The 26,370-nt window shown below is 72.4% G+C and carries 21 protein-coding genes and 2 pseudogenes; 13 read left to right on the top strand and 10 right to left on the bottom strand.

The features are described from left to right. The first annotated feature begins 79 nt into the window (after window positions 1-79). The 3 genes and pseudogenes from ribA to recQ form a co-directional block, all read left to right on the top strand. On the top strand, window positions 80-739 hold the full coding sequence (gene ribA, locus AB0M08_RS31540) for a GTP cyclohydrolase II (protein ID WP_364501096.1): 660 nt from the start codon (window positions 80-82) through the stop codon (window positions 737-739). Between the two features lie 50 nt (window positions 740-789). After that, complete coding sequence (locus tag AB0M08_RS31535) at window positions 790-2,703, top strand: SpoIIE family protein phosphatase (RefSeq protein WP_364501094.1); 1,914 nt, start codon at window positions 790-792, stop codon at window positions 2,701-2,703. A gap of 52 nt (window positions 2,704-2,755) precedes the next feature. Further along, window positions 2,756-4,606 (top strand): annotated as a pseudogene (gene recQ / locus AB0M08_RS31530) (DNA helicase RecQ); the annotation flags it as partial. A gap of 392 nt (window positions 4,607-4,998) precedes the next feature. Here recQ and AB0M08_RS31525 read toward each other — a convergent pair. The 3 genes from AB0M08_RS31525 to ppdK form a co-directional block, all read right to left on the bottom strand. Next, on the bottom strand, window positions 4,999-5,448 hold the full coding sequence (locus tag AB0M08_RS31525; protein ID WP_364501093.1) for a VOC family protein: 450 nt from the start codon (window positions 5,446-5,448) through the stop codon (window positions 4,999-5,001). Between the two features lie 462 nt (window positions 5,449-5,910). Beyond that, entirely contained in the window at window positions 5,911-6,312 is a 402-nt protein-coding gene (locus tag AB0M08_RS31520; protein ID WP_364501091.1) for a VOC family protein, read from the bottom strand. Between the two features lie 264 nt (window positions 6,313-6,576). Next, a complete protein-coding gene (gene ppdK / locus AB0M08_RS31515) occupies window positions 6,577-9,255 on the bottom strand; it encodes a pyruvate, phosphate dikinase (RefSeq protein WP_364501089.1) in 2,679 nt (892 codons plus the stop codon). Window positions 9,256-9,458: 203 nt separating this feature from the next. Here ppdK and AB0M08_RS31510 point away from each other — a divergent pair, with 203 nt between their 5' ends. Together AB0M08_RS31510 and AB0M08_RS31505 are read left to right on the top strand one after the other, a co-directional pair. Then, window positions 9,459-9,923, top strand: a complete 465-nt coding sequence (locus AB0M08_RS31510) for a hypothetical protein (RefSeq protein ID WP_364501087.1) — start codon at window positions 9,459-9,461, stop codon at window positions 9,921-9,923. After that, window positions 9,920-11,146 carry an MAB_1171c family putative transporter gene (locus AB0M08_RS31505; RefSeq protein WP_364501085.1) on the top strand — a complete coding sequence of 409 codons (1,227 nt, stop codon included), beginning with the start codon at window positions 9,920-9,922 and terminating at the stop codon, window positions 11,144-11,146. The genes AB0M08_RS31510 and AB0M08_RS31505 overlap by 4 nt, the downstream gene beginning before the upstream one ends. A gap of 152 nt (window positions 11,147-11,298) precedes the next feature. Here the strand turns inward: AB0M08_RS31505 and AB0M08_RS31500 are convergent, their stop codons facing one another. After that, window positions 11,299-11,700, bottom strand: a complete 402-nt coding sequence (locus AB0M08_RS31500) for a helix-turn-helix domain-containing protein (protein ID WP_364501082.1) — start codon at window positions 11,698-11,700, stop codon at window positions 11,299-11,301. A gap of 323 nt (window positions 11,701-12,023) precedes the next feature. Next, window positions 12,024-12,725, bottom strand: a complete 702-nt coding sequence (locus AB0M08_RS31495; protein WP_364501079.1) for a hypothetical protein — start codon at window positions 12,723-12,725, stop codon at window positions 12,024-12,026. Between the two features lie 157 nt (window positions 12,726-12,882). Between AB0M08_RS31495 and AB0M08_RS31490 the strand changes: the two genes are divergently transcribed. The 3 genes from AB0M08_RS31490 to AB0M08_RS31480 all read left to right on the top strand — a co-directional run bounded on the left by AB0M08_RS31490 (window position 12,883) and on the right by AB0M08_RS31480 (window position 17,276). After that, complete coding sequence (locus AB0M08_RS31490) at window positions 12,883-14,343, top strand: FAD-linked oxidase C-terminal domain-containing protein (RefSeq protein ID WP_364501077.1); 1,461 nt, start codon at window positions 12,883-12,885, stop codon at window positions 14,341-14,343. Next, complete coding sequence (locus AB0M08_RS31485) at window positions 14,343-15,647, top strand: FAD-binding oxidoreductase (protein WP_364501074.1); 1,305 nt, start codon at window positions 14,343-14,345, stop codon at window positions 15,645-15,647. Before AB0M08_RS31490 ends, AB0M08_RS31485 begins: the two co-directional genes overlap by 1 nt. Window positions 15,648-15,866: 219 nt before the next feature. After that, a complete protein-coding gene (locus tag AB0M08_RS31480; RefSeq protein WP_364501071.1) occupies window positions 15,867-17,276 on the top strand; it encodes a heterodisulfide reductase-related iron-sulfur binding cluster in 1,410 nt (469 codons plus the stop codon). A gap of 673 nt (window positions 17,277-17,949) precedes the next feature. On the opposite strand, the gene AB0M08_RS31475 is transcribed toward AB0M08_RS31480, so the two are convergent. Then, the gene (locus AB0M08_RS31475; protein WP_364501069.1) at window positions 17,950-18,804 is read right to left on the bottom strand and encodes a DUF1932 domain-containing protein; all 855 of its coding nucleotides are present in this window, start codon (window positions 18,802-18,804) and stop codon (window positions 17,950-17,952) included. A gap of 311 nt (window positions 18,805-19,115) precedes the next feature. On the opposite strand from AB0M08_RS31475, the gene AB0M08_RS31470 reads away from it, so the two are divergent. The 4 genes from AB0M08_RS31470 to AB0M08_RS31455 all read left to right on the top strand — a co-directional run bounded on the left by AB0M08_RS31470 (window position 19,116) and on the right by AB0M08_RS31455 (window position 22,168). After that, window positions 19,116-20,201: a cellulose binding domain-containing protein gene (locus tag AB0M08_RS31470; RefSeq protein WP_364501067.1), complete on the top strand. Its 1,086-nt coding sequence runs from the start codon at window positions 19,116-19,118 to the stop codon at window positions 20,199-20,201. Window positions 20,202-20,357: 156 nt separating this feature from the next. After that, window positions 20,358-20,627 carry a hypothetical protein gene (locus tag AB0M08_RS31465; protein ID WP_364501064.1) on the top strand — a complete coding sequence of 90 codons (270 nt, stop codon included), beginning with the start codon at window positions 20,358-20,360 and terminating at the stop codon, window positions 20,625-20,627. 37 nt (window positions 20,628-20,664) lie between these two features. Next, window positions 20,665-21,144 carry an SsrA-binding protein SmpB gene (gene smpB, locus AB0M08_RS31460; protein WP_364501061.1) on the top strand — a complete coding sequence of 160 codons (480 nt, stop codon included), beginning with the start codon at window positions 20,665-20,667 and terminating at the stop codon, window positions 21,142-21,144. A 1-nt stretch (window position 21,145) separates the two neighbouring features. Continuing rightward, a complete protein-coding gene (locus tag AB0M08_RS31455) occupies window positions 21,146-22,168 on the top strand; it encodes an LLM class flavin-dependent oxidoreductase (protein WP_364501143.1) in 1,023 nt (340 codons plus the stop codon). A gap of 83 nt (window positions 22,169-22,251) precedes the next feature. Here the strand turns inward: AB0M08_RS31455 and AB0M08_RS31450 are convergent, their stop codons facing one another. From AB0M08_RS31450 to AB0M08_RS31435, 4 genes are all read right to left on the bottom strand, one after another. Beyond that, complete coding sequence (locus AB0M08_RS31450) at window positions 22,252-23,385, bottom strand: substrate-binding domain-containing protein (protein ID WP_364501058.1); 1,134 nt, start codon at window positions 23,383-23,385, stop codon at window positions 22,252-22,254. A 240-nt stretch (window positions 23,386-23,625) separates the two neighbouring features. Next, window positions 23,626-24,639: an ABC transporter permease subunit gene (locus tag AB0M08_RS31445; RefSeq protein ID WP_364501055.1), complete on the bottom strand. Its 1,014-nt coding sequence runs from the start codon at window positions 24,637-24,639 to the stop codon at window positions 23,626-23,628. Further along, a complete protein-coding gene (locus tag AB0M08_RS31440) occupies window positions 24,636-25,514 on the bottom strand; it encodes an ABC transporter ATP-binding protein (RefSeq protein ID WP_364501053.1) in 879 nt (292 codons plus the stop codon). Before AB0M08_RS31440 ends, AB0M08_RS31445 begins: the two co-directional genes overlap by 4 nt. A gap of 16 nt (window positions 25,515-25,530) precedes the next feature. Further along, window positions 25,531-25,920, bottom strand: coding sequence for a GntR family transcriptional regulator (locus AB0M08_RS31435; protein WP_364501050.1), 390 nt, complete (start codon window positions 25,918-25,920; stop codon window positions 25,531-25,533). A gap of 52 nt (window positions 25,921-25,972) precedes the next feature. Here AB0M08_RS31435 and AB0M08_RS31430 point away from each other — a divergent pair. Continuing rightward, window positions 25,973-26,347, top strand: a pseudogene (locus AB0M08_RS31430) (Uma2 family endonuclease); the annotation flags it as partial. Window positions 26,348-26,370: the final 23 nt, after the last annotated feature.

Below are 26,370 nucleotides of genomic sequence, written 5' to 3'. Positions count from 1 at the left end.
CCACGATAATCCGCGGTGTGCGGCGGCCGATCTTCGGGCACTGCTTCCGGCAGCGCGGTTAGGAAAATGAGGAGGACCGATGTTCGAGGCCCCGGCGACGACCAAGGCAACGATCCGGCGGCAGGTGACCGTCCCGCTGCGGTTCCCCGACGGCTACGCCACCAGCGCCCAGGTGATGACCTTCGACGGCCTGGCCGACGGGCGTGAGCACCTCGCCCTGGGCCTGGGCGACTGGCGGCGCGCGCTCACCAAGTCGGCGGCCGGCGGGCGGGCCCCGCTGGTCCGGCCGCACAGCGAGTGCCTGACCGGCGACGTCTTCGGCAGCCAGCGCTGCGACTGCGGCCCGCAGCTGCGCGAGGCCGCCGAACGGATCACCGAGGCCGGCGGCTTCCTGCTCTACCTGCGCCAGGAGGGCCGGGGGATCGGCCTCTACGCCAAGCTGGACGCGTACGCGCTGCAGGACGACGGCCTGGACACGTACGAGGCGAACCTGGCGCTCGGCCACGGCGAGGACGAGCGGGACTACACCGCGGCCGCGCAGATGCTGCTCGCGCTCGGCGCCGACCGGATCCGGCTGCTCAGCAACAACCCGGACAAGGCCCTGCAGCTGGACGCGTTCGGCGTCGAGGTGACCCAGCGGATCCCGACCGGTGTGCACATGTCCGCGGCTAATGTCCGCTATCTCCGGACGAAGGCCTCGCACACCTCGCACACCATCGAGCTGCCCCTGGCCGAGTGACGTTCGGCGCCGTTCGGGCGGTTCTCCGGCACGATGGGGTGGTGACGGGCGTGAACCTTCCCGAGGCGGGTGACCTGGAGGCGATGACGGCGGCAGTCGATCAGCTGCCGTTCATCGTCCTGGTCTGCGAAGGACCGGATCTGGTGATGACGGCGTGCAACGCGGCCACCCGCGCCACGCTCTCCGGCCGCGGGCTGCTCGGCAAGCCGATCCGCGAGGTCCTGGAGGATCTCAGCGGCCAGCAGTTCGTCGGCGCGTTCTACGAGGTCTACCGCACCGGCGAGCCGTTCACGGCGCGGAGCTGGCGGGCGCACATGGACCGCCCGGACGGCTCGCTCCACGAGATGTTCGCGACGTTCACGCTGGTGCCGTGGCGCGACGGCGACGGCGGGATCCGGGGCGTGATCGCCGGCGCGTTCGACGTCACCGAGCTGGCCCGGGACCGGCAGGCCGCCGAGGCCGAGGCCGCCCGGATGCGCCACCGGTACGAACAGAGCCGCGAGGTGATCACCGAACTGCAGCGCGAGCTGCTCCCGGCCGGGGTCCCGGTGCTGCCCGGCCTGCAGGTCGCGGCGAGCTACCTGCTCGCCGACGCGGACACCGCGGCCGGCGGCGACTGGTTCGACGCGATCGCCCGCCCGGACGGCACCGTCGCGCTGGTCGTCGGCGACGTGGTCGGCCACGGGATCACCGCGTCCGGGGTGATGGGCCAGCTCCGCGCGGTGCTGCACGAGCGCCTGGACGCGGGCGCCACCATCGGCGAGGCCCTCGCGGCCGCCGACCGGTTCGCCGCCCGGCGCGGCCCGGCGCACGCCACCACGGTCTGCGTGGCACTGCTCGGCCCGGCGACCGGCGAGATCGAGTACTGCACGGCCGGGCACCCGCCGCCGCTGCTGATCGGCGCGGGCACGCGGTATCTGCCGCCCACCGGTGCGGCGCCGCTCGGGACCGGGACCGCGTTCCCGGTGCGGCGCGAGCGGCTGGAGCACGGGGAACTGGTGCTGCTCTACAGCGACGGCATCCTGGAACGGCCCGGGGCGGAGCCGGACGCGGCCGCCGAACTGGCCGAGGTGGCGGCGGACGTGGCGGCCGGGCGCGCCTTCCGGGCCGGGCCGGCCGAGACGGTCACCGAGCGGCTCTGCGGGCAGACGATCGAGCTGCTGGTCCGCGCCGGCGGGCACGCCGACGACATCACGCTGCTCGCCGCTCAGCGCGTCCCGGTCGTACCGGAACTCGCTCTTGATCTTGATGCGGAGCCGGCGGCGCTGCGCGGGGCGCGGGTCGGGCTCGGCGACTGGCTGGCGGCGCTCGGTGCCGCGGAACACGACGTCTTCGTGCTGCAGCACGCGCTGGGTGAGCTGGCCACCAACGCCGTCGAGCACGCGTTCGGCGGCGTCTTCGGCAAGGACGTCATCGAGGTCCGCGCCGCGCTCACCCCGGACGGATGCGTCACGGCGTCCGTTAAAGATCATGGCGGTTGGCGTACGCCCGAACGGCAGACCGTACGCGGACGGGGCCTGGCCCTCACCGCTCAGCTGGTGCGGAACCTGCGGGTCGAACCCGGCGCGAACGGCACCCTGGCCACCGTCCGCCATCCGCTGACCCGGCCGGCCCGGCTGCTGACCAGCCTGGAGTCGGCGCCGGCGACCCTGCCCGCGCCCGGCGCGCTGACCATCACCGAGCTGCCCGGCGGCGACGAGACCCGGATCCGGCTGGACGGCCCGGTCGACGTCGCCTCGGCCGCCACCGTGCTGCAGGACCTGCTGCGCCGCAGCCGGGGCGGGACCGTGCCGATGACCGCCGACCTGACCGGGGTCACCCATCTGGCCAGTGCCGGCGTCTCCGCGCTCTTCCAGGCCGCCGGGCACCACCGGGACCCGCGGGCGCCGTTGACGCTGGTCGCGGCGCCGGGCAGCGCGGCCCGGGAGATCCTCGGGCTGGTCGGGCTGCCGGTCACCCCGTAGGGTTATCCACAGGCACGGGCCGATCACCGGTCCGGCTCACTACTATCGCGGGGTGACTTCCGCTCCCCCGATCCCTGTGTCCGGCGCCACCGACGCGCTCAACCGCGTCTTCGGCTACCCGGAGTTCCGCGGCCAGCAAGGTGAGATCGTCGAGCACGTGATCGGCGGTGGTGACGCGCTGGTGCTGATGCCGACCGGCGGCGGCAAGTCGCTCTGCTACCAGATCCCCGCGCTGGTCCGCCCCGGCACCGGCGTGGTGATCTCGCCGCTGATCGCGCTGATGCAGGACCAGGTCGACGCGCTGCGCACGCTCGGCGTCCGGGCGAACTTCCTGAACTCGTCGCAGGACCTCGACGAGCGCCGCCTGGTCGAGGCCGAGTTCGTCGCCGGCGAGCTCGACCTGCTCTACGTGGCGCCCGAGGGCCTCGGCACGGCCGGGGTGCAGCGGCTGCTGGACCGCGGAAGGATCTCGCTCTTCGCCATCGACGAGGCGCACTGCGTGTCGCAGTGGGGCCACGACTTCCGGCCCGACTACCTGGCCCTCTCCATGCTGCACGAACGCTGGCCGGACGTGCCGCGGATCGCGCTGACCGCCACCGCGACCACGGCCACCCGCGACGAGATCGCCCGGCGCCTCCAGCTGACCGGGGCGCGGCACTTCACCGCGAGCTTCGACCGCCCCAACATCCAGTACCGGATCGTCGGTAAGAACGAGCCGAAGCGGCAGCTCCTCGACCTGCTGCGCACCGAGCACCCGGGCGACGCCGGCATCGTCTACTGCCTGTCCCGCGCGTCGGTGGAGAAGCATGCCGAGTTCCTCACCCAGAACGGGGTGCCCGCGCTGCCGTACCACGCCGGCCTGGACCCCCGGACCCGCGCGCGCAACCAGTCCCGCTTCCTCCGCGAGGAGGGCCTGGTCATGGTCGCCACGATCGCGTTCGGGATGGGCATCGACAAACCCGACGTCCGGTTCGTCGCCCACCTCGACCTGCCCAAGTCGGTCGAGGGCTACTACCAGGAGACCGGGCGCGCCGGCCGCGACGGGCTGCCGTCCACCGCCTGGCTGGCGTACGGGCTGCAGGACGTGGTCCAGCAGCGCCGCATGATCGAGAGCTCCGAGGGCGACGTCGCGTTCCGCCGCAACGCCGCCGGTCACCTGGAGGCGATGCTGGCCCTCTGCGAAACGGTCTCCTGCCGCCGCGCCCGCCTGCTGGCGTATTTCGATCAGGAGGCCCCGTCCGAGTCCTGCGGCAACTGCGACACCTGCCTGACCCCGCCGGAGTCCTGGGACGGCACGGTCCCCGCGCAGAAGCTGCTCTCCACCGTCTTCCGCCTGCAGAAGGAGCGGAACCAGAAGTTCGGCGCCGGCCAGTCGATCGACATCCTGACCGGCAAGAAGACCGAGAAGGTCGAGCGGTTCCGCCACGACCAGCTCTCCGTCTTCGGCATCGGCGCCGACCTGCGCGAGTCCGAGTGGCGCGGCGTCGTCCGGCAGCTGCTGGCCGGCGGCTACCTGGCCGTCGAGGGCGAGTACAGCACGCTGGTCCTGACCGAGCGCAGCGACGACGTGCTCCGCGGCCGGACCACCCTGCGCCTGCGCCGCGAGGTCACGCCGCCCCGGCCGCGCTCCGGCTCCGGTTCGGGCTCCGGCTCGTCGTCCCGCACCGCCGCGGTCGCCCCCGCCGACTTCCCGGCCGAGGCCGAGCCGATGTTCGAGCGCCTGCGGGCCTGGCGCGGCGCGGTCGCCCGCGAACAGGGCATGCCCGCGTACGTCATCTTCCAGGACAAGACGCTGCGCGCCATCGCGGTGCTCTGCCCGTCGACGCTGGACCAGCTGGGCACGGTCAGCGGCGTGGGCCAGAGCAAGCTGACGAAGTTCGGCACCCAGGTCCTCGCCGTCATCCAGGGCGACGACCCCGCCACCGTCGCCGCCGGCGGTACGCCCACCGGTGATGCGCCCACCGGCGAACCCGGCACGCCCGGCGAGGCCGGCACGCCCGGCGAGGCCCTCCCCGGCCTGGAGCCGGGCGGTGCGCCCGCACCCGGGGGCGCACCGGGCGACACCGCGTCCACCCGCACCGCAGCCACCCGCACCGCAGCCACCCGCACCGCAGCCCGCGACACCGCGCCCGCCCGCGCTGCCACCGCCAAGCCTGCCGTCGCCGAGCCTGCCGCAGCCGGCGGGCGCTCCTCCCGGAGGGCTGCCGATCCCGCTCCCCCGAGTGCCGCGGAGGCCTACCCGTTCGACTTCAGCGAGGAGCCACCGCCCTACGACGAGGAGCCGCCCTACGACGGCTACTGACCGGTCGCCATCGGCCCCGTCCCCTCACCCGGCGGACGGGGCTGGCGGATGTTGACATACCACGCCACGCCGAACCGGTCGGTGAGCTGCCCGCACTCGTCGCCCCACATCTGCCTGCCCAGGGGCAGCCGGATGTCACCGCCGTCGGCGAGCCTCTTCCAGTACTCGTGCATGTCGTCCTCGGGCGCCCCGCTGAGACTGATCGTGATGGTGAAGCCCGGCGCGAACGGCACTCCCGGCGGACAGTCCGACCCCATCAGCGTGAACCCCTGCGGCGTGGTGAGCATCGCGTGCATCACCTTGTCCCGCACCGACGGCTCCGGCATCCCGAACGTCCCGAACGTCAGCACGGTCAACTCGCCCCCGAAGATCGACCGATAGTTCTCCATCGCCTCCCCGGCGTTCCCGTTGAACGTCAGGTACGGATTGAGTACGGCCGTCATCCCAGCTCCCTTACCGTCCGGCTTCTCCGGCACCGTCCACGTGCCCTACGCCACTATCGGCCCGTTCCCCTCAGCCCTTACCCCCACGCCCCACACCGGGCATCCACGCCGGCCACCCCATGGCGCAGCGCCTCCTCAAACCCGCAGCGCCCCCTCCAGCCCCGCAACGCCCCCTCAAGCCCGCAACGGACGCCACCCACCGCGGAGCCGCACTCACGCACTCGCCCGGACTCGTTCAGCACGTGGGCGCGCCCCCGCGGTGCGCCCCACGTGGAATCGTTCAGCACGTGGGGCACGACTCGGGTGCGCCCCACGTGGAATCGTTCAGCACGTGGGGCACGACCCACCGCGGCGTCCCGGTGGCCGCGCTGGGGCCCGGAGTGGGCAGTGGGTCGCGCGGACAGGCACCGAGCGGGCGGCGCTGCGGTTGTCCGGCCCGTGGCGCGTACCCGGGAGATGTCCTCATGCCGTGATGTTGACCATCCAGGGGACGCCGAAGCGATCGGTGAGCTGGCCGAACTCGTCGCCCCACATCTGCTTCTCGAGGGGGACCGCGATCGAGGCGCCGTCGGCGAGCTTCTCCCAGAAGGCGCGCAGGCCCTCCTCGTCGCCGCTGATGCTGACCGTGCTGGTGGTGCCCGGGGTGAACGGCATGCCGGGCGGGGTGTCTGAGGCCATCAGCGTGTAGCCCTGCGGCGTGGTGAGCATCGCGTGCATCACCTTGTCCTTGATCGCCGGGTCGGGGGCGCCGAACTCGCCGAACGTGCTGATCGTGAGGTCGCCGCCGAAGATCGCGCGGTACGCCTCCATGGCCTCGCGGGCGTTGCCGTCGAACGAGAGGTACGGGTTGAGTCGGGACGTCATCTCGGGGCTCCCTTGCCGTCGAACGCTTGTCCTTCGCAAGGTAGACCGGCCCTCCGACATTTTTCCGGCCGAGCGGCGGATCGGGCCGGGATCTCACACGCGTGGGTGCCCGAGGAGGGGTGCGCGCGAGGTCCCGGCCCGACGGGGTGCCGGGCGGCTCCGCTCTCCGCCGCGTAGTGGTCGCGGAGCCGCCCGGACGTCTTTCCGTGGAACAGAGCCAGAGAGAACCCGGGCCAGAGAGAACCCGGGCCAGAGAGAACCCGGTCAGCGGTGGTCGGAGCCCTCCGCGCTGACCGCCGCCCGGCCGGCCTCGAGGCGCGCGATCGGTACCCGGAAGGGCGAGCACGACACGTAGTCCAGCCCGACCTCGTGGAAGAAGTGCACCGAGTCCGGGTCGCCGCCGTGTTCGCCGCAGACGCCCAGCTTGAGGTCCGGGCGGGTGGCCCGGCCCTCCTCCGCCGCGATCCGGACGAGCCGGCCGACGCCCTCGACGTCGATCGACTCGAACGGCGAGATGCCGAAGATGCCCAGCTCCAGGTAGCGCCAGAAGAACGCGCCCTCGACGTCGTCGCGGGAGAAGCCCCAGCCCATCTGGGTCAGGTCGTTGGTCCCGAACGAGAAGAACTCGGCCGCCTCGGCGATCTGCCCGGCGGTGAGCGCGGCCCGCGGCACCTCGATCATCGTGCCGATCCTGATGTCCACGGCGTGCCCGGCGACCGTCGCCGCGATGATCTTCTCGGCCTCGGCGCGGACCGTCTCCAGCTCCTGGACCGCGCCGACCAGCGGGACCATGATCTCCGGGCGCGGGGTGCCGCCCTCGGCCGCGAGCGCGACGGCCGCCTCGGCGATGGCCCGTACCTGCATCGCGAAGAGACCGGGGATGACCAGACCGAGGCGGACGCCGCGCAGGCCCAGCATCGGGTTCTGCTCGTGCATCCGGCGGACGGCGGCGAGCATCTGCTCGTCGTGCTCGACGCGCTGCCCGTGCTCGTGGGCGACCGCGACCTTGACCGCGAGCTCCTCCAGCGAGGGCAGGAACTCGTGCAGCGGCGGGTCGATCAGCCGGACGGTGACCGGCAGCCCGTTCATCTCCCGGAAGATCGCCAGGAAGTCGGCCCGCTGCAGCGGCTGCAGCGCGGCGAGCGCGTCGTTGCGCTCGGCGTCGGTACGCGCCAGGATCAGGCGTTCGACGAGCTCCCGCCGATCACCGAGGAACATGTGCTCGGTACGGCACAGCCCGATCCCCTGCGCCCCGAAGCGCCGGGCCCGCGCCGCGTCCGCGCCGGTGTCCGCATTGGTGCGCACCGCGAGCCGCCGCTTCCCGTCGGCGTGCGTGAGGATCCGGTGCACCGCCGCGACCAGCGGATCGTTGGCCTGGGCCGGGTCGAGGTCGCCCTCGAAGTACTGCACCACCTCGCTGGGCCGTACCGGCACCTCGCCCAGGTAGACGCGGCCGGTGGTGCCGTCGATGGAGATGAGGTCGCCCTCGTTCACCTGGACCGAGCCGACGGTGAACGACGACGCCGAGACCTCGATGGTGTCCGCCCCGCAGACACAGGTCTTGCCCATGCCCCGGGCCACCACGGCGGCGTGCGAGGTCTTGCCGCCCCGGCTGGTCAGGATGCCCTGCGCGGCGATCATGCCGGGCAGATCGTCCGGATTGGTCTCCCGGCGCACCAGAACGACCGGCTTCCCGGACGCGGCGACCTCCACCGCCCGCCGCGACGTGAAGACCACCTCGCCGAAGGCGGCGCCCGGCGAGGCCCCGACGCCCTTCGTCAGGACCTCGGGTTCCGCGGAGAGGTCGAAGCGCGGGAACATCAGCTGGCCGAGCTGCGCCCCGCTCACCCGGGTCAGCGCCTCGTCGAGGTCGATCACGCCCTCGTCGACCAGCTGCGACGCGATGGTGAACGCCGCCGCCGCGGTCCGCTTGCCCACCCGGGTCTGCAGCATCCACAGCTTGCCGCGCTCGATGGTGAACTCGATGTCGCAGAGGTCCCGGTAGTGCCCCTCCAGCGTCGCCATGATCCGCATCAGCTCGTCGTACGACGGCCTGTCCAGCTTCGCGAGCTCCGCCAGGGCCAGGGTGTTCCGGATGCCGGCCACCACGTCCTCGCCCTGCGCGTTGGCCAGGTAGTCGCCGTAGACGCCCTGCTCGCCGCTGGCCGGGTCGCGGGTGAACGCCACGCCGGTGCCGGAGTCCGCGCCGAGGTTGCCGAAGACCATGGCGACCACGTTGACCGCGGTGCCCAGGTCGGCCGGGATCCGCTCCTGGCGCCGGTAGAGCACCGCCCGGTCGGCGTTCCAGGACCGGAAGACCGCCTCGATGGCCAGGTCCAGCTGTTCGCGCGGGTCCTGCGGGAAGTCGTGCCCGGTGTGCTTCGCGAAGACCTTCTTGTACGCCGCCACGAGCGCTTTCAAATCGTCCGCGCCGAGCTGGACGTCGTCCGTGACGCCCTTCGCGGTCTTCGCCTCGTGCAGCGCGTCCTCGAATTCCCCGCCGGGGACGTCGCAGACGGTCTTGCCGAACATCTGGATCAGCCGGCGGTACGAGTCCCACGCGAAACGGTCGTTCCCGCCCGCTTGACGGGAGAGCCCGGCGACCGATTCATCGTTCAATCCGACATTGAGGACGGTCTCCATCATCCCCGGCATGGAGAACTTCGCGCCGGAGCGGACCGAGACCAGCAGCGGGTCCGCGGCGTCACCCAGCCGGCGGCCGATGGCCTGCTCAAGGGTGGCGAGGTGGGCGTCGATCTCGGCCGCCAGGCCCTCGACGTGGGTGCCGGCGCGCAGGTATTCCTGGCACGCCCCGGTGGTGATCGTGAAGCCGGGCGGTACGGGCAGCCCCAGGTTCGTCATCTCCGCGAGATTGGCGCCCTTGCCACCCAGCAGGTCCTTGAGATCCTTGTTTCCCTCGTGGAAGTCGTAGACGAACTTCATGCCGCACACACCTCCGGTTACGAATCCGCGGCCGATGAGGTTTCTGCCCCGGGATTCGTAAGGCTAAGCATGGCCGGACCAATTAGTTAACCGTCCCGTGGGGTTTTCCACACCGCCACGAAAGACCCTGTTCGGAGCGCGCTCTCTGCGAGCAGTAACGAGCACGCGACGGCCGGTCGACGCCCCGGGGTAGTCTTTCCGCAATGGAGGGTCTGCGCCGCCGTTGCGAACGGCGACTGCGGGGCGTCCGGGTGCCGCACCCGTTCGACCTCGACAATTTCAGCGCTGAAATCGCCGGCCTGCGCGGTCGGCCGCTGCACCGGATGCCGCTGCCCGGGCTCGGCTCGGGCGCGCCGTGCGGGATCTGGATGGCGACGCCCACCGCCGACTACGTCTTCTACGACCCGGACACCTCGCCGCTGCACGCCGAGCACATCGTGCTGCACGAGATCGCCCACATCCTCTGCGGCCACACCGCCGCCGGCGCGGGCACCGCGCTCTTCCCCGACCTCGACCCGGCCCTGATCGCGAGCGTGCTGGGCCGCGCCGGGCACACCACCGCCCAGGAGCGCGAGGCCGAGATGCTCGCCTCGCTGATCCGCACCGCCGGCCGCCCGCCCCAGGACGACCCGCTCAGCCGCATCGCGGGGGCGCTCGGCGTCCCGTGATCATCACCGGCACGATCCTCGGCGCGCTCTGGGTGGTGATCCTCGCCCGCCTGCCCACCCTCCGGGGCGACCGCCGCCAGCGGGTCCTCTGGGTCAACCTGCTGGCCTGCGCGCTGGCGGTCACCCTCGCACTGCCCGCGCTGATCGCCGGCGCGGACGTACCGGTCGCCGCCCACCTCTGCGGTGTCGTCGCCGCGCACACCCTGCTGCGCTTCATCTCGCTGGTCACCGCCACCGGCCGCACCGGGCTGCAGTACCTCACGGTGATCGCGGTGCTGACCTTCATGATCACCGTGTCGGCGGTCGCGGGCGTGCACAGCTCCCCCCGCGCTCAGACCGACGGCATCCCGCCGGCCGAGGTCGCGTACTGGACCGTCTTCGAGGGCTATCTCGCCGTCGCGCTCGCCGTCGGCGGCCTCGCCTGCGGCCGTATCGCCCGCGCCGCGCCGTCCGGCGCGCTTCGTGGTGGGTTGCTGGCCATGGCCTCCGGCAGCCTGCTGATCTTCACGTACGCCGTGAGCAAGGCGGTCCTGGTGATCCTCCGGGGCTCCGGCACGCCGCTGGACTTCACGGTCTGGGAGCCGGTGATCACCGTGCTGCGGACCACCGGGCTGGCCCTCTACGTCGCGGGCGGCGCCGTCCCGGCGGCGTCCAGGGTCCGCGAGGTGCTCGCCGCGTACCGGTCGCTGCTGGCGCTCCGGCCGCTGTGGGGCGCGATGCGGCGGGCGTTCCCGGACATGGTGCTGATGCCACCGGCCCGCGCGGCGCTGGAGCTGCCGGGCGCGGCCGGGGCCCGGCTGCGCCTCTACCGCCGGGTCATCGAGATCCGCGACGGCATGCTGGCCCTGCGCGAGCACCTCCCCGCCGCGCCCGGCCCGGCGCACCCCGATCCGTCACAGCACGGCGCCCCGCAGCCTGGTGCCCCGCGGCCCGATGTCCCGCAGCCCGGCACCCCGCAGCCCGATGTCCCGCAGCCCGGTGTCGGCTGGCCCGGCACCCCGCAGCCCGAGGTCGGCCGGCCCGCCGGATCGTGTCCCGCCGTCCACCCCGGTGAGGATCCCGCCGTCGCCGAGGCGCGCGGCATCGCGGCCGCGCTGCGGCGCCGGGCCGCCGGGGAGGCGCCCGCCGACCCCGCGGGGCGCTGGGCGCCGGTCGGGCCGGACATGGCCGACGAGGTGGCCTGGCTGACCCGGGTGAGCGCCGCCTACCGCCGGCTCGGGTGAGCGCCGCCTACCGCCGGCTCGGGTGAGCGCCGCCTACCGCCGGCTCGGGTGAGCGCCGCCCACCGGCCGGCTCGGGTGAGCGCCGCCCACCGGGAGGCTCAGCCGTGCTCCGCCCACCGGGAGGCTCAGCCGTGCTCCGCCCACCGGGAGGCTCAGCCGTGCTCCGCTTCCCAGATCCGCCGGATCGCCTCGCTGATCGCCTCCCGCCCGCGCGGCGACACGTCCGCCGCCCGCAGCGCGATCTCGGCGACCCGCGCGTCCCGCAGGCTGCGCAGCAGTTCCAGCTGGGAGTCGACGCTGCGGGCCAGGTCGTCGTCGAGGAAGTACGCCACCGGCACTCCGAAGTAGCCGGCCAGCGCGGTCAGGTGCTGCACGGTGGGGTTGTCCCGCCGGCCGGTCCGCAGCTGCCAGATGTACGTGTGCGAGATCGCCACGCCCTGGCCGCCGCGGATCGCCTCGGCCACCGCCATGTAACTCGGCTCGGCCTGCCCCGTGGCGCGGAAGAGCCGGTCCAGCTTCTCAGCGATCGAGAAGACCCCCTCGGTACCAGCCACCCGCACCACCTTCCACCGGGCCCGGCCCATCAACCTCGTGCCATGAGCAGCGGCTAGCCGATGCACATCCCCCGATGCCGGCATCCATAAACTGAGGTTGATGACCTGCCCAGAAGCCTAGGCGAGCCGCAACCCACGCTCAAGGAAGGTCACCGGGTCGAGGACGAAGATCGACCGAAGGGGGGAAGTGCCGCAGCACAGAGCGTTGCTCAAAAAAGGCCGCCGGAGATCTCCGGGACAAATAAGGGCGCCGCTGCGAATTCCACGGGGGAAGAACTCGCAACGGCGCACCGCGAACATTAGACCACCGGAGGTCCTGATGTCTATCCCACGCGCTGGATGACCGACCCGACGAGCCGCTGCCAGTCGCTGTCGAAGCTCGCCGAGGCGCTCGCGTTGTCCAACCGGTAGATCGCGTACGTGTCCACAAGCACCACGTTCCGGCTGGTCAGGACGGCGACGGCGGTGTCCGCCGTACCCGGGTGCTCCTTCTCGTAGCTCTTGTGCCGGAGCACCACGAAGCCGGACCAGGAACCCTCACTGAGATCCTGCACCTCGGTCGTCTCGGTGTACGCCGGCTCGGACTTCTCGTCGGTCACGGTCTCCGGCACGTTCTGCGTCGCCTGACAACCGTCCGCGACCGCGCTGAGCAGCGACTGCCCGGAGGCGGCCGAGTCGGCGTCCGCGTAGACCAGCGCGACCTGCTCCAGGGTCTGCGCGCCGGTGGTGCCCTCGTCGGCGAGCGACGACGAGATCACGTCGGCGCCCGGCGGGATCTGCGGCGCGGTGCTGGCGCCACCGCAGAAGCTGACCAGCGAGGTGACGGGAGCCGCGCTCGCGTCGTCCTCGGGCTCCGCCCAGGTCGGGCCGATCTCACTCGCCTGCAGGAACGCGCCCCGCATGGTGGTGACGCTGACGGTGCCGGACGACGCGTCGTCGTCGTCCGAGGAGGTGCATCCGGCCGCCGCCAGCAGCGCGCAGGTGGCGATCACGGCGACGCGGAGGGGGGTCCCGGTCACGAACATCGGGCCATCTTGGCAGACCGATGGGCCCACCGGAAAACCATCGACGCGCCGTCATCCCTCCACCACGCTGGGCTTCGACGAGAGTCCGCCTCGCCCGTCGCGCCCGGCGTCGATCACCGCTAACGTGGCCGGTAGGCGACGACGCCGAGGAGGTGTGATGACCGCCATCGATGCTCTGGCCGCCCGGCTGCGCGCCGCCCTCGGCCCCGGCCAGGTCCTCACCGACCGGCAGCAGCTCCGGACGTACGAGTGCGACGGCCTCGCCCACTACCGGGTGATCCCCGCGCTGGTCGTCCTCCCCACCACCGCCGGGCAGGTCGCCACCGTGGTCCGCGCGTGCGCCGGCGCCGGGGTGCCGTTCGTGGCCCGCGGCTCGGGCACCGGCCTCTCCGGCGGCGCCCTGCCACACGCCGAGGGCGTCCTGATCGTCACGTCCCGGCTGCGCGAGATCCTCGCCCTGCGCCCCGAGGACGAGCGCGCCGTCGTCCAGCCCGGCGTGATCAACCTGCAGGTCACCCGGGCCGCCACGCCGTCCGGCTACTACTACGCCCCGGACCCGTCCAGCCAGCAGATCTGCTCGATCGGCGGCAACGTCGCGGAGAACTCCGGCGGCGCGCACTGCCTGAAGTACGGCTTCACCACCAACCACGTCACCGGCCTGCGGGTCGTCACCCCGGACGGCGAGACGGTCCGGCTGGGCGGCGACGCCCCGGACGCCCCCGGCTACGACCTGCTCGGCGCGTTCGTCGGCTCGGAGGGCACGCTCGGCGTCGCCACCGAGGTCACCGTACGGCTGACCCGGCTCCCGGAGACCGTGCGCACGCTCCTCGCCGCGTTCCCCTCCACCGACCAGGCCGGCGCCGCCACCTCGGCGATCATCGCGGCCGGCGTCATCCCCGCCGCGATCGAGATGATGGACGCGCTCGCCGTGGAGGCCGCCGAGGCCGCCGTCCAGTGCGGCTACCCGCCCGGCGCCGGCGCCGTCCTGATCGTCGAGCTGGACGGCCCGGCCGCCGAGGTCGAGGCCCAGTTCACCGAGGTCACCGCGCTGTGCGACGCGAACGGCGCCGCCGAGATCCGGGTCGCCGCCGACGACGCCGAACGCGCCCTGATCTGGAAGGGCCGCAAGTCCGCGTTCGCCGCCGTCGGCCGGATCAGCCCGGACTACCTGGTCCAGGACGGTGTCGTCCCGCGGACCGCCCTGCCCGAGGTGCTGCGCCGGATCGGCGAGGTCGCCGCCGAACACGGCGTCCGCGTCGCCAACGTCTTCCACGCCGGCGACGGCAACCTGCACCCGCTCGTCCTCTTCGACGGCGCGGTCCCCGGCGAGGCCGTCCGCGCCGAGACGGTCTCCGGCGCCATCCTCGACCTCTGCATCACCCACGGCGGCTCGATCACCGGCGAGCACGGCGTCGGCGTCGACAAGGCCCGCTACATGCCCCGGATGTTCACCGGCGACGACCTCGACACCATGCAGTTGCTGCGCTGCGCGTTCGACCCGGACGGTCTCGCCAACCCGGGCAAGGTCTTCCCCACGCCCCGCCTCTGCGGCGAGCGCCCCGGCCGCCACCGGGCCGGCGACCCCGGGTACGACCCCGGCGTCGCGGAGGTCTTCTGATGGGCGCCCTGGACGACCTGGCCACGCCGGCCGGGGACGGCGACAGGGTCGCCGGGGTGCCCGCCCGCCTGGTCGCCGCGCCCGCCAGCACCGCGGAGGCGGCCGCCCTGATCGCCGCGGCCCGCGGTCTGCACGTGGTCGTCCGGGGCGGCGGCACCAAGCTGGACTGGGGCCCGCCCCCGCGCGAACTCGACCTGATCATCGACACCCGGCGGCTGACCGGCGTCGTCGAGCACGCGGCGGGCGACCTGATCACCGTGGTCCGCGCCGGCACCCCGATGGCCGAGCTGCACGGGCTGCCCGGCCAGCAACTCGCCCTCGACGCCCCGCCCACCGCCACCGCGGGCGGCACCGTCTCGGCGAACGCCAGCGGTCCGCGCCGTCTGCGCTACGGCACCGCCCGCGACCTGCTGATCGGCATCACCGTCGTACGCCCCGACGGCGCCGTCACCCACGCCGGCGGCCGGGTCGTGAAGAACGTCGCCGGCTACGACCTGGGCAAGCTCTACACCGGCGCCTTCGGCACCCTCGGCCTGATCACCGAGTGCGTCTTCCGCCTGCACCCCTCCCCCACCGCCGCCCTTCACGTACGCGCCACGGCCCCGCCCAGTCACACCGCCCGCGTCCTGGCCGCCCCGTTCGCCCCCAGCGCCATCGAGATCAACGCCGTCCCCGGCGCGGAGCCCGAGATCGCCGTCCTCCTCGAGGGCACCCCCGCCGGCGTCCACGACCGCGCCGCCGCCCTGGCCGCCCTGCTCGACGGCGAGATCACCCCGTCCCCGCCGGACTGGTGGGACGTCCTCCCCTGGCCCACCGGCGGCGTCGGCCTGAAGCTCGCCGGCGCCCTGTCCCAGATCCCCGCCCTGGTCGCCACGGCGGTGGGCGCGGGCGCGACGGTCCGCGGCTCCTCCGGCACCGGTGTCCTCTACGCCGGCCTCCCCACCTCCCTCCCGCCACCCGCCTCCGCCGTGGACGCCTTCCCCGCTCCACCCGTCTCCTCCACGCCCGCGTTCCCGGCTCCGCCCGCTTCCCCCGGGCATCCCGCCTTCCCCGCTTCTCCGTCGGCTGACGCGGGGAGGGCTACGGCCGAGGGCACCGTCGAGGCCGGGCGGGCCGTCGAGCTCATCCGGACCGCCGCCGTCCGCGCCGGTGGGCACGCGGTCGTGCTCACCGCGCCCGCCGGGGTCCGGGAGACCCTCGACATGTGGGGCCCGGTGCCCGGCCTCGACCTGATGCGCCGGGTCAAGGACCGCTTCGACCCGGAGCACCGTTTCGCGCCGGGCCGTTTCGTGGGCGGCATCTGATGCCGGTCCCGCCCCCGGCACAGCCCCCGGTCCCGCCCTCAGCACGGCGCCAGGGCCCGCCCTCAGCACGGCCCCCGGTCCCGCCTCCCGCCCTGCCACTGGCACGGCCCCCGGGCCCGTCTCCCGCCCTGCCAGTGGCACGGCCCCCGGGCCCGCATCCCGCCCTGCCAGTGGCACGGCCCCCGGGCCGCACGGCGAACCCCGAGCAGGAGGCACACGATGGCTGACGTGAACGCCACACACGGCACCGGCGCCGTCCCCGGCGACGTGGTGCGGGCGGCCGCCGGAAGCACGTCGCGGCAGGACGTGCTGCGGGCCGCCGAGGACGGGACGGTGTCCGCTTTCGACGCTCCGCACCTGCCGCGGGCCGATCTGGTCGCGGACTGTGTGCACTGCGGGTTCTGCCTGCCGGCCTGCCCCACGTACACGCTCTGGGGCGAGGAGATGGACTCCCCGCGCGGCCGGATCCACCTGATCGGCCAGGGGCTCGCCGGCGAGCCGCTCAGCGACACGATGGCCCGGCACTTCGACAACTGCCTGGGCTGTATGGCGTGCGTGACCGCGTGCCCGTCCGGGGTCCGCTACGACACGCTCATCGAGGACACCCGCGCGCAAGTGGAGCGCCACCACACCCGGCCCGCCCGGGAACGCGCGCTCCGGGCGGCCGTCTTCGCGCTCTTCCCGTACCCGAGACGGCTGCGGCTCCTGCGGGCACCCCTGTGGGCGTACGAGAGAAGTGGTCTTCGCCGTCTGATCGCCCGCAGCGGCCTGCTCACCCGCCTGGCGCCCACTCTCGCCGCCCTGGACGCGCTGGCGCCGCGCCCCACGAGCGTGCCCCGGCCGCCCCGCCGTGTCCCGGCCCGCGGCCCGCGCCGCGCCGTCGTCGGCATGCTGACCGGTTGTGTTCAGTCCGCGTTCTTCCCCGACGTCAACGCCGCCACCATCCGCGTCCTCGCCGCCGAGGGCTGCGACGTCCTGGTCCCGCCCGGCCAGGGCTGCTGCGGCGCGCTGAGCCTCCACAACGGCCGCCACGCCGAGGCCGCCCGCTTCGCCCGCCGCATGATCGACGTCTTCGAACAGACCGGCATGGACTACTTCGTCGTCAACGCCGCCGGCTGCGGTTCCTCCCTGAAGGAGTACGCCGGGCTGCTCGCCGACGACCCCGCCTACGCACCCCGGGCCGCCGCCTTCGCCACCAAGGTCCGCGACCTGACCGAGCTGCTGACCGAGCTGGGCCCGGTCGCCGAACGCCACCCGCTGCCGGTGACCGCCGCCTACCACGACGCCTGCCACCTGGCCCACGCCCAGGGTATCCGCGCCCAGCCCCGCGAACTGCTGCGCGCCATCCCGGGCCTGACCCTGCGCGAGATCCCCGACCCCGACATCTGCTGCGGTTCCGCCGGCATCTGGAACATCCTGAACCCCACCCCCGCCGCCGAACTGGGCACCCGCAAGGCCACCGCCGTCCTCTCCACCGGCGCCACCGTCCTGGTCACCGCCAACCCGGGTTGCCTGATGCAGATCTCCGCCGCCCTCCAGCGCCGATCCACCCCGATCGCCCTGGCCCACACCGCCCAGCTCCTCGACGCCTCGATCCGCAACCTCGGCCCGCCCGCCCTCCACCCCTGACACCCACCACTCCGTCCTCGGCATCTTGAGTTCAAGGGAACGTTGCAACACCTGATCTGATCAGGAGTTGTAAGTGCTCGAGATCCGTGCTGATCGCCCGCCGCGCCCCGCCCCGCCGCGCCCAGCCGCCGCGTCGCCCCGCCGCACCCCGCCGCCCTGGCGCTCCCCACCGCACCCCGCCGCGAGAGTGGGTCCTCCCGCTGGCCGTCACGGCGGTGCCCGGCACCGGTACCCCCGCACGGGATTCCCCCGGCACTCCGGCAGTCCGGTGCTGCCGGCAGTCCGGCACTTCCCAGCAACGCGGTTTGCGAGGGCGGGGGCCGGGGCGCTCCAGCGGGACATAGGCGATGGCGCGTGGCGGGGGCGGCCACAGCACACGGCAAGCTGCGGAGGGGCGGCTGTGGTGCACGGTGATTCACTGTGGGGCGACTCCAGCGCACGTTCCGGTTCGTGGGGCGGCGCAGGGACACGCACGACCGGCGGGGCAACGATCGAACGGTAGGGGATCGCCTGGCGAACACCGGCGCTACCCGCGACGCGCGTGCGACACGGCGAATGCTGCGTCGCGTACGACACGGCGAATGCCGCGAAGTCGAGTGTTTCCGGATGTTGTCGACATTCGGAAACACTCGACTTCGCGGCATCCGGTATCAGGCGCGCTGCCTGGTGGAGGTCAGGTGACGGTGAGGCGGGCGACGATCTCGGACGGGGGCAGGTCGCTGGTGGACTCCGGGGAGCCCTGGGCCAGGGGTGTGGTGGCGATGTCGGCGTAGACCTCGGCGAAGGCCAGGAACAGCGCCGGGGTCAGGCCCGCCTCGGACTGGGTGGTGGCGATCTCGCGCATCTCGCCGACGTAGCGCCCGGCCTTCGTCGCGGAGCGGGCCACCCCGGCGGCGCCGCTGAAGCCGTTGCGGGTCAGCTCGGCGAGCACGGCGTCCAGCACGCCGTGCCGGCCCGCGGTCCGGATCGCCTGGGTGATCAGGGCATTCACCCCCTTCAGGACACTGGCCGTGCACATCTTCAGGGCGCTCGCCGTGCCGATCTCCGGGCCGAGCACGACCGGCCGGACCCGGCCGTTCCACGGCAGCGCGGCGACCTCGGCGGCCCGGGCCCCGGAGAGGTAGACGTGTGCACCCGGCTCCGCCGTCGGCGGCGGCCCGGAGATCGAGCCGTCCACCACGGGCAGTCCCTCCAGCGCCCGGGCCACCTCCGCCATCGTGCCCGGCGACACCGCGTTGAGATCCGCCACGACCGGCTCCCGCGCGGGACCGGCCTTGCGGATGGCGACCGCGACCGCCCTGGCGTTGCGGACCGCCTCGGCCGGGGGTGTCACCAGTAGAACCACGTCGGCCGTGGACATCACGTCCGTCAAGGTCGGCAGCAGTTCCAGCCCCGCCCCGGCGGCCAGCCGTGCGGTGCGCGGGGAGCGACCCTCCAGCGTGGTCACCACCCGCGCACCACCGTCCAGCAGTGCTCGCCCCAGGCCCGAGCCCATGTAGCCCGCGCTCACGATCCCGATCGTCGCCATCCCCCGATCCTCCACCCTCCGCCTCTCCACTCTCCGACCCCGACCCCGACCCTCGCCCTGGCTCCTCCGACCTCCCCGACCTCCCCGACCACGACGCTCCGGCTCTCCGGCGCTGGATCCGGCCCCGGCCCTCCGTGGGAACCAGACTCCGCCTTCCCCTAAGGGCAGAGTCAAGCCGCGCCCGCAGAAAAGCCCGGCGATTTTCAAACTCGCGCGAACCATTGACGTATGTTGATTGGGAGCGCTCCCAGCGCGGGCTCGTCCCACCGCGTGCCAGCTGGGAGAACGACACAGCGAGAGGGAGACGAATCATGCACCGACAGCGGCTGGCCGTCCTCGCCAGCGCCACCCTGATGATCGCCGGGTTCGCCGCGGCCACCGCCGACCGGGCGGACGCGGCGGCCGGGTGCTCCGTGAAGTACACCGTCAGCAGCCAGTGGCCGAGCGGCTTCGGCGCCGCGGTCGACGTCACCAACCTCGGCGACCCGGTGACCTCCTGGTCGCTGACCTTCAGCTTCGCCGCCGGGCAGACCGTCAACCAGCTCTGGAACGGCGTCGTCAGCCAGTCCGGATCGGCCGTGACGGTGACGAACGCCGCCTGGAACGCCGCCATCGCCACCGGCGGTACGGCGTCGTTCGGCTTCAACGGCTCGTGGACCGGGAGCAACCCGGTGCCCACCGCGTTCGCCCTGAACGGCGTGACCTGCACCGGCAGCACCACGACCAGCCCGACGGCGAGCCCGTCCACCAGCCCGTCCACCAGCCCGTCGACCAGCGAGCCGCCCGCCGGCACGCCCGTGAAGATCATGCCGCTCGGCGACTCGATCACCGGCTCACCGGGCTGCTGGCGCGCCCTGCTCTGGCAGATGCTCCCCGCCGAGGACGTCGACTTCGTCGGCACGCTTCCGGCGCAGGGGTGCGGTTTCACGTACGACGGGGAGAACGAGGGTCACGGCGGCTACCTGGCGACCAACGTCGCCAATCAGAACCTGCTCGTGGACTGGCTCGCCGCGACCGGGCCGGACGTGGTGATGATGCACTTCGGCACCAACGACGTCTGGAGCAACCTCTCCACCGCGACGATCCTGGCCGCCTACACCACGCTGGTCGGCCAGATGCGGGCCGAGAACCCGGACATGAGGATCCTGGTCGCTCAGATCATCCCGATGAACCCCTCCTCGTGTACGGAGTGCGCCCAGCGCGTCGTCGACCTGAACGCGGCGATCCCGGCCTGGGCCACGGGGCTGACCACGGCCCGGTCCCCGATCACGGTGGTCGACCAGTGGACCGGCTTCGACACGGCGACCGACACCTACGACGGCGTGCACCCGAGCGACGCCGGCAACGTGAAGATCGCCGACCGCTGGTACCCGGCCGTGGCCGCCGCCATCTCCTGACCCGGCCCGCCGGGCGACGGGCGACGGGCGACGGGCGACGGGCGGCGAGCGGCGAGCGGCGGGCGACGGGCGACGGGCGACGGGCGACGGGCGACGGGGAAAACACTCATGCGCGGCGATGAGCGACACCACGGCAGGAACGGCATAATCGTCCGGGTGAGCAATTGGGAGTATGCGCGGCTGGAATACCGCGCGGCGGGCACGCTCGGCACCGACCGGTTCATGGACTGGACCGCGACGTTCCATCATCCGGGCGGCCTGCTGCGGTGGGGCACCGACGAGCGCTTCGACGACATCCAGCATCTCAACCGGGCGGGTGCCGCCGGGTGGCAGGCGTACGACCGGGCGGTGATCCACGTCAAGGACGAGCCACACCGGTTGAGCAGCGTGACGTACTCCATGCGCCGTCCCGTGGACGCCGAATAGGGTCGACACCCGGAAAAGGGGACGGATACCGTAGGCCGTGGCCAAGGAGACCGGGACCAAGCTGATCGCCTCGAACAAGAAGGCGCGGCACGACTACGCCATCCTCAGCACCTATGAGGCGGGTCTGGTGCTGGCGGGCACCGAGGTGAAGACCCTGCGGCTCGGACGGGCGTCACTGGTCGACGCGTTCGCGCAGGAGCACGAGGGCGAGATCATGCTCTACGGCCTGCACATCGCGGAGTACGGCTTCGGCAGCTGGACCAACCACGCCCCACGGCGTACCCGGAAACTGCTGTTGCACAAGGCCGAGATCATCAAGATCCTGAACACGCTGCGGGACGGCACCGGGTTGACCCTGGTGCCGCTCTCGCTGTATTTCCGGGACGGCTGGGTCAAGGTCGAGATCGGGATCGCGCGGGGGCTGAAGTCGTACGACAAGCGCCAGGTGATGGCCGAGCGGGACGCCAAGAAGGAGATCGCCCGGGAGATGGGCCGGCGGCTGAAGGGCCGCAAGTAGTCTGCTCCGAGTGGAATTCGGGTTGGATACTTTCGGCGACGTCACCAGGGACACCTCAGCGGCCCAGGTGATCCGCAACGTGGTCGAGCAGGCGGTGCTCGCCGACCGGTCGGGGGTCGACGCCTTCGGGCTCGGCGAGCACCACCGCGACGACTACGCGATCTCCGCGCCGGAGATCGTGCTGGCGGCCATCGCGGCCAGGACCGAGCGGATCAGGCTGGGCACCGCGGTCACGGTTCTCAGTTCCGATGATCCGGTACGGGTGTACGAGCGCTTCGCCACGCTCGACGCGGTCTCCGGTGGTCGCGCCGAGATCATCCTGGGCCGGGGCTCGTTCACCGAGTCGTTCCCGCTCTTCGGCTACGACCTGGCCGACTACGAGCGGCTCTTCGAGGAGAAGACCGAGCTGATGGCCGAGCTGCTCGCCGAGGAGCCGGTCACCTGGTCGGGCACGGTCCGCCCGCCGCTGAAGGGGCAGGACGTCTTCCCGAAGACCGAGTCCGGGCGGATCCGCACCTGGATCGGTGTCGGCGGCAGCCCCGAGTCGGTGGTACGGGCGGCCCGCTACGGCTTCCCGCTGGTGCTGGCGATCATCGGCGGCGAGCCGGCCCGGTTCGCCCCGTACGCGGACCTGTACCGCCGGGCGCTGACCGAGCTGGGGCAGCAGGAGCAGCCGATCGCCGTGCACTGCCCGGGTTTCGTGGCCGCCACCGACGAGGAGGCCGCGGAGCTGCTCTGGCCGCACGCCCGTACCCTGCTGAACCGCCTCGGCCGGGAGCGCGGCTGGCCGCCGATCACCCGGGACCGCTTCCAGGCCGACATCGAGGAGGGCGCCTGGCACGTCGGCTCCCCGGAGACCGTGGCCCGCAAGATCGCCGCGACCGTACGGGCGCTCGGCATCCAGCGCTTCGATCTCAAGTACGCGCACGGGACCCTGCCGCACGAGCACCTGATGACCGCGGTCGGGCTCTACGGCACCGAGGTCGTCCCGAGGGTCCGGGCACTGCTGGCCGACGCGGACTGACGTACGGGAGAGGACCGACGTACGCGAGAAGAGAGACGGCCCGGCGGAGAACCGCCGGGCCGTTCCATGATCCGAACGATGCGTCAGGAGTCGATGCCCGCGGCCGCGCACTTCGCGGCGTACTTCGAGGTACAGAGGTCCTTGTAGGTGACGTAGCCCTCGGTGACCAGGGTCTTCACGGTCTTGAAGGTGATCGACACCGGGCTCAGCTTGACGAACGGGACGTAGGCACCGGACTCCGGGTCCTTGATCTTGTCGTCCACGGTCTTCTTGCTGCCCTTGACCAGCGCGATCGCCAGCTCGGCGGCCGCGTCGGCCTCCTTCTTGGTGGCCTTGTACACGGTCATGCACTGGTCACCGGCGAGGATGTTCTGCAGGCCCTGCACGGTGGCGTCCTGGCCGGTGACCGGGACCTTGCCGTTCAGGCCCTTGGACTTGAGCACCTCGATGGCCGCGTTGCCGAGACCGTCGTTGGCGGAGAGCACGCCGTCGATGTTCGGCCACTGCTTGAGCATCTGGGCGAAGATCTCCTTGCCCTCGTCCGCGTCCCAGTCCTGGACCCACTGGTCCGGGCCCTTCATGTACGTCGCGGCGTCGTACTTGGCCTGCAGGACGCCGTCGTAGCCGGTCTTGAACTGGGTGGCGTTGTTGTCCGTCGGCGAGCCGTTGAGCTCGGCGATGACCGGGTCCTCGACGTCCTTCTTGGTGAGGCAGCTGACCAGCCCCTCGCCCTGGAGCCGGCCGACCTCCTCGTTGTCGAAGCTGACGTAGTAGTCCGCGCCGCCGTTGAGGGTGAGCCGGTCGTAGTCGATCACCGGGATCTTGCGGGCCTTGGCCGCGTCGATGACGACCTTGGCGCTGGTCGAGTCGAAGTTCGCGATGACGAGCACCTTCACGCCGCTGGCCAGCAGAGCGTTCCCGATCGCCTTGAACGCCTCGGGGTCACCCTCGGCGTTCTGGATCTCGTACGGGATGTTCGCGGCCTTGAACGCGGCGGCCAGGTACTTCGGGTCGTCGTTCTTCCACCGGGTCGAGCTGGTGGTGTCGGGCAGGATCACGCCGACACCGTTCTTACCGGCGCCGGACGAGGTGCCCGACGAGTTGCCCGAGGTGCCACTGACGCTGGTGTCGTCACTGTCAGCCCCGTCGTCACATGCCGTGAGCGTCACCGAACTCAACAGGCCGGCGGCGAGCAGGGCGATCAGTGCCTTGCGCATGGCAGATGAAGTCCTCTCAGGGGGTCGTACCCGAGCTGTGCGTGGGGGGTGCCGGGCAGTCCGCCCAGTATCGGGGAGACCTTCGCGGCCGCAACATCGGGTGTAGGCCTGAGTGCAAGATTATTCATTTCTCTGGCGTAACCGGCAACCGGTGACGCTTCGTATCGGTAACTTCCTTTTGCGTACACAAAGTAACGACGGTCCGTGATCACGGACCGTCGTTACAGTGATCAGTCGCGGTCAGGCCAGCTTACGGCGGATCCGCCAGAGGCAGCACAGGGCGAGCGCGACCGCCGCCGCGAGCAGCAGCCCGAGCTCCCGCCACTGCAGCGCCCAGAACTGCGCCCCGGGCACGGAGACGACCTTCTGCCGGAGGTTCTGCGCGGCCAGCCACTCCTGGCACTTCTCCGGGCCGCCGCTCTCCGGGCCGCACACGTCCGACGGCGCCGGGCCGGCGAACTCCGCGCCATCGGCGGTGATCGTGGTGTTCTCCAGGATCCAGGCGTTCGGCATGGCCGCCGGCCCCGTCACGTGCACGGCCCCGCTGCCGGTGTCGAACGACATCCGGCTGGGGTGCGCCGCGTCGAGCGCGGTGATCGAGGTCACCGAGGTGGCCAGTACCGGGCGCACCAGCAGCGGCATCGCCACCTGGACCGCGGCGACCAGCAGCAGGGTCACCGCCATCGCGGGCACGATCCGGCGCAGGAGCAGCCCGGCGGTGACCCCGATCACGAAGGCCAGCGCCGCGTACCCGATCGGGACCACGCCGTGGACCGCGAAGGTCAGCGGACTGATCCGGTCGCCCCGGGCCGTGTCGATCGGGGCCGCCCACCGGGTCAGCAGCAGCGCGACCAGGCCGGCGCCGAACGCCGCGCTCGCACCGCCGACCAGCAGTTTGACCAGCAGCCAGCGGCCCCGGGAGACGGTCTGGCTGAAGATCAGCCGGTACGTCCCGGTCTCCAGTTCCCGGGCCACCAGCGGCGCGCCCCAGAAGGTCCCGAAGAGCGCCGGGAGCAGCAGGAGCGCCACGGCGACGGTGACGTAGACCGGCCCGACCGGCCCGGTGTCCAGCTCCTGGAGGAAGGTCGTCGCGGCCCGGTCGCAGGCGGTGCCACTGCATCCGGTCAGGCCCGTCGAGCGCGCCAGATCGGTGATCCGGGTCCAGGTGGCCGCCAGGGCGAGCAGGAAGAGCAGCAGGAGGCCGCCGGTGGAGAGCGCCGGGGTCCGGTACTGCCGCCAGGTCAGCCAGATCATCGCCGTCCCTCCAGCACCCGGTCGCGGCCCGCGCCGGACCCGCTCATGTACGCCAGCACGATGTCCTCCAGGCCCAGCCGGTCGACCTGCCAGGACGGGTCGTCGATCGGGGCGGTGCTGCGCACCACCAGGGTGGACTGCCGGTCCGTGTGGCTCTCCTCGACGACGTGGACGCCGGAGCCGGGGTCCACCGGATCGCGGCGCGGCCCGGCCAGCCGGTGGTGCGAGGAGAGCAGGTCGTCGACCTCGCCGGCCACCCGGACCTTCGATCCGACCAGAACGATCAGGTAGTCACACACCCGTTCCAGATCGGCGACCAGATGGGACGACATGATCACGCTGGTGCCGTTCTCCGCGGTGAACTCCATCAGCCCCTGCAGGAAGCCGCGCCGGGCGAGCGGGTCGAGCGCCGCCACCGGCTCGTCGAGCAGCAGCAGGCCGGGCCGCTTGGCGGCGGCGACGGTCAGGGCCAGCTGGGCGCGCTGGCCGCCGGAGAGCCGGCCGGCCTTCTGCGCCGGGTCCAGCCCGGTCTGGGCGATCCGCCGTTCGGCGAACGCGTGGTCCCAGGACGGGTTGAGGTGCGCCCCGAGCCGCAGGTGGTCGGCGACGGTCATGCCGCCGTAGACCGGGGTGTCCTGCGCGACGAAGCCGATCGTGGGTGAGCCGCTGACCGGCTTCGCCCCGAGGACCTCGATCCGCCCCGCGGTCGGATCGAGGAGCCCGCAGGCGAGCTGCAGCAGCGTGGACTTGCCGGCACCGTTCGGCCCGACCAGGCCGACGACGTGGCCGGCCGGGACCGCCAGGGTGCAGTCGGCGAGCGCGGTGCGCCGCCCGTACCGCTTGGTGAGCCCCTCCGCGATGAGCGCGCCGGTCATGCCCGTTCCTCCTCAATCATGCTCGGGCCTCCGAAAACGACCGAAACGCGCTCAGGAACAGCGCCTCGATGCTCTCGTCGTCCAGCCCGGCCTCCCGCGCCGCCGCGAGCCATCGATCCAGGTCACGCTTCAAAGGCTCATGCCTCTCCTGTACGCCGCCCGCGAGCGTCCTGGTGACGAAGGTGCCCAGTCCGGGACGCGCCTGGACCAGCCCCTCGTACTCCAGTTCGCGGTACGCCTTCGACACCGTGTTCGGGTTGATGGCGATCCGCCCCACCACCTCCTTGACGGTGGGCAGCCGGTCCCCCTCGTTCAGCACCCCGAGCCGCAGGGCGTGCCGCACCTGCTGGATCAGCTGCATGTACGGCGCCACCCCGGATCGCGAGTCCAGATGAAACTCGATCACGCGTCACTCCCATTCCACTAGGTGCCTAGTACAATAGCGATGACCGTCCACCATGCAAGCCCCTGAACGCGGGTACGGGAATCCGGGGTGGCAGTCCGGGCAGATGAGTGCCGCCGTGACCGGGCATCTCGGGCCGTGGACCGAGGAGGACTACCTCGCGCTCGGCGAGACCATCGGCCACATCGAACTCTTCGACGGGAGCCTGCTGGTCAGCCCGTCCCCGGGCACGCGCCATCAGCACCTCTCACGCCGGCTCGACGCGCTCCTGGATCCCGGCGCCGACAGTGCGGGCCTCTGGGTGTTCGAGGCGATCAACGTCCGGTTGCAGGGCGACCGGATCCTCATTCCCGACGTGGTGGTGACGCCGGTGGAGGACGGCTCGACGGCCGAGGCGCGTGACGTCGTGCTGGTCGCCGAGGTGGTGTCGCCGGGGAGCGCGGGGAACGGCTC

Origin of the sequence: Actinoplanes sp. NPDC051851, from assembly GCF_040681165.1 — a bacterium.
Lineage (GTDB): Bacteria > Actinomycetota > Actinomycetes > Mycobacteriales > Micromonosporaceae > Actinoplanes.
This window is presented reverse-complemented; position numbering and strand designations above follow the sequence as displayed.

What these genes read in the sequence shown, in the direction of transcription:
- ribA (WP_364501096.1), top strand. Translation starts at nt 80, where the DNA reads ATGTTCGAGGCCCCGGCGACGACCAAGGCAACGATCCGGCGGCAGGTG.
- AB0M08_RS31525 (WP_364501093.1), bottom strand. Translation starts at nt 5,448, where the DNA reads ATGACGGCCGTACTCAATCCGTACCTGACGTTCAACGGGAACGCCGGG.
- AB0M08_RS31520 (WP_364501091.1), bottom strand. Translation starts at nt 6,312, where the DNA reads ATGACGTCCCGACTCAACCCGTACCTCTCGTTCGACGGCAACGCCCGC.
- ppdK (WP_364501089.1), bottom strand. Translation starts at nt 9,255, where the DNA reads ATGAAGTTCGTCTACGACTTCCACGAGGGAAACAAGGATCTCAAGGAC.
- AB0M08_RS31510 (WP_364501087.1), top strand. Translation starts at nt 9,459, where the DNA reads ATGGAGGGTCTGCGCCGCCGTTGCGAACGGCGACTGCGGGGCGTCCGG.
- AB0M08_RS31495 (WP_364501079.1), bottom strand. Translation starts at nt 12,725, where the DNA reads ATGTTCGTGACCGGGACCCCCCTCCGCGTCGCCGTGATCGCCACCTGC.
- AB0M08_RS31490 (WP_364501077.1), top strand. Translation starts at nt 12,883, where the DNA reads ATGACCGCCATCGATGCTCTGGCCGCCCGGCTGCGCGCCGCCCTCGGC.
- AB0M08_RS31485 (WP_364501074.1), top strand. Translation starts at nt 14,343, where the DNA reads ATGGGCGCCCTGGACGACCTGGCCACGCCGGCCGGGGACGGCGACAGG.
- AB0M08_RS31480 (WP_364501071.1), top strand. Translation starts at nt 15,867, where the DNA reads ATGGCTGACGTGAACGCCACACACGGCACCGGCGCCGTCCCCGGCGAC.
- AB0M08_RS31475 (WP_364501069.1), bottom strand. Translation starts at nt 18,804, where the DNA reads ATGGCGACGATCGGGATCGTGAGCGCGGGCTACATGGGCTCGGGCCTG.
- AB0M08_RS31470 (WP_364501067.1), top strand. Translation starts at nt 19,116, where the DNA reads ATGCACCGACAGCGGCTGGCCGTCCTCGCCAGCGCCACCCTGATGATC.
- AB0M08_RS31450 (WP_364501058.1), bottom strand. Translation starts at nt 23,385, where the DNA reads ATGCGCAAGGCACTGATCGCCCTGCTCGCCGCCGGCCTGTTGAGTTCG.
- AB0M08_RS31445 (WP_364501055.1), bottom strand. Translation starts at nt 24,639, where the DNA reads ATGATCTGGCTGACCTGGCGGCAGTACCGGACCCCGGCGCTCTCCACC.
- AB0M08_RS31440 (WP_364501053.1), bottom strand. Translation starts at nt 25,514, where the DNA reads ATGACCGGCGCGCTCATCGCGGAGGGGCTCACCAAGCGGTACGGGCGG.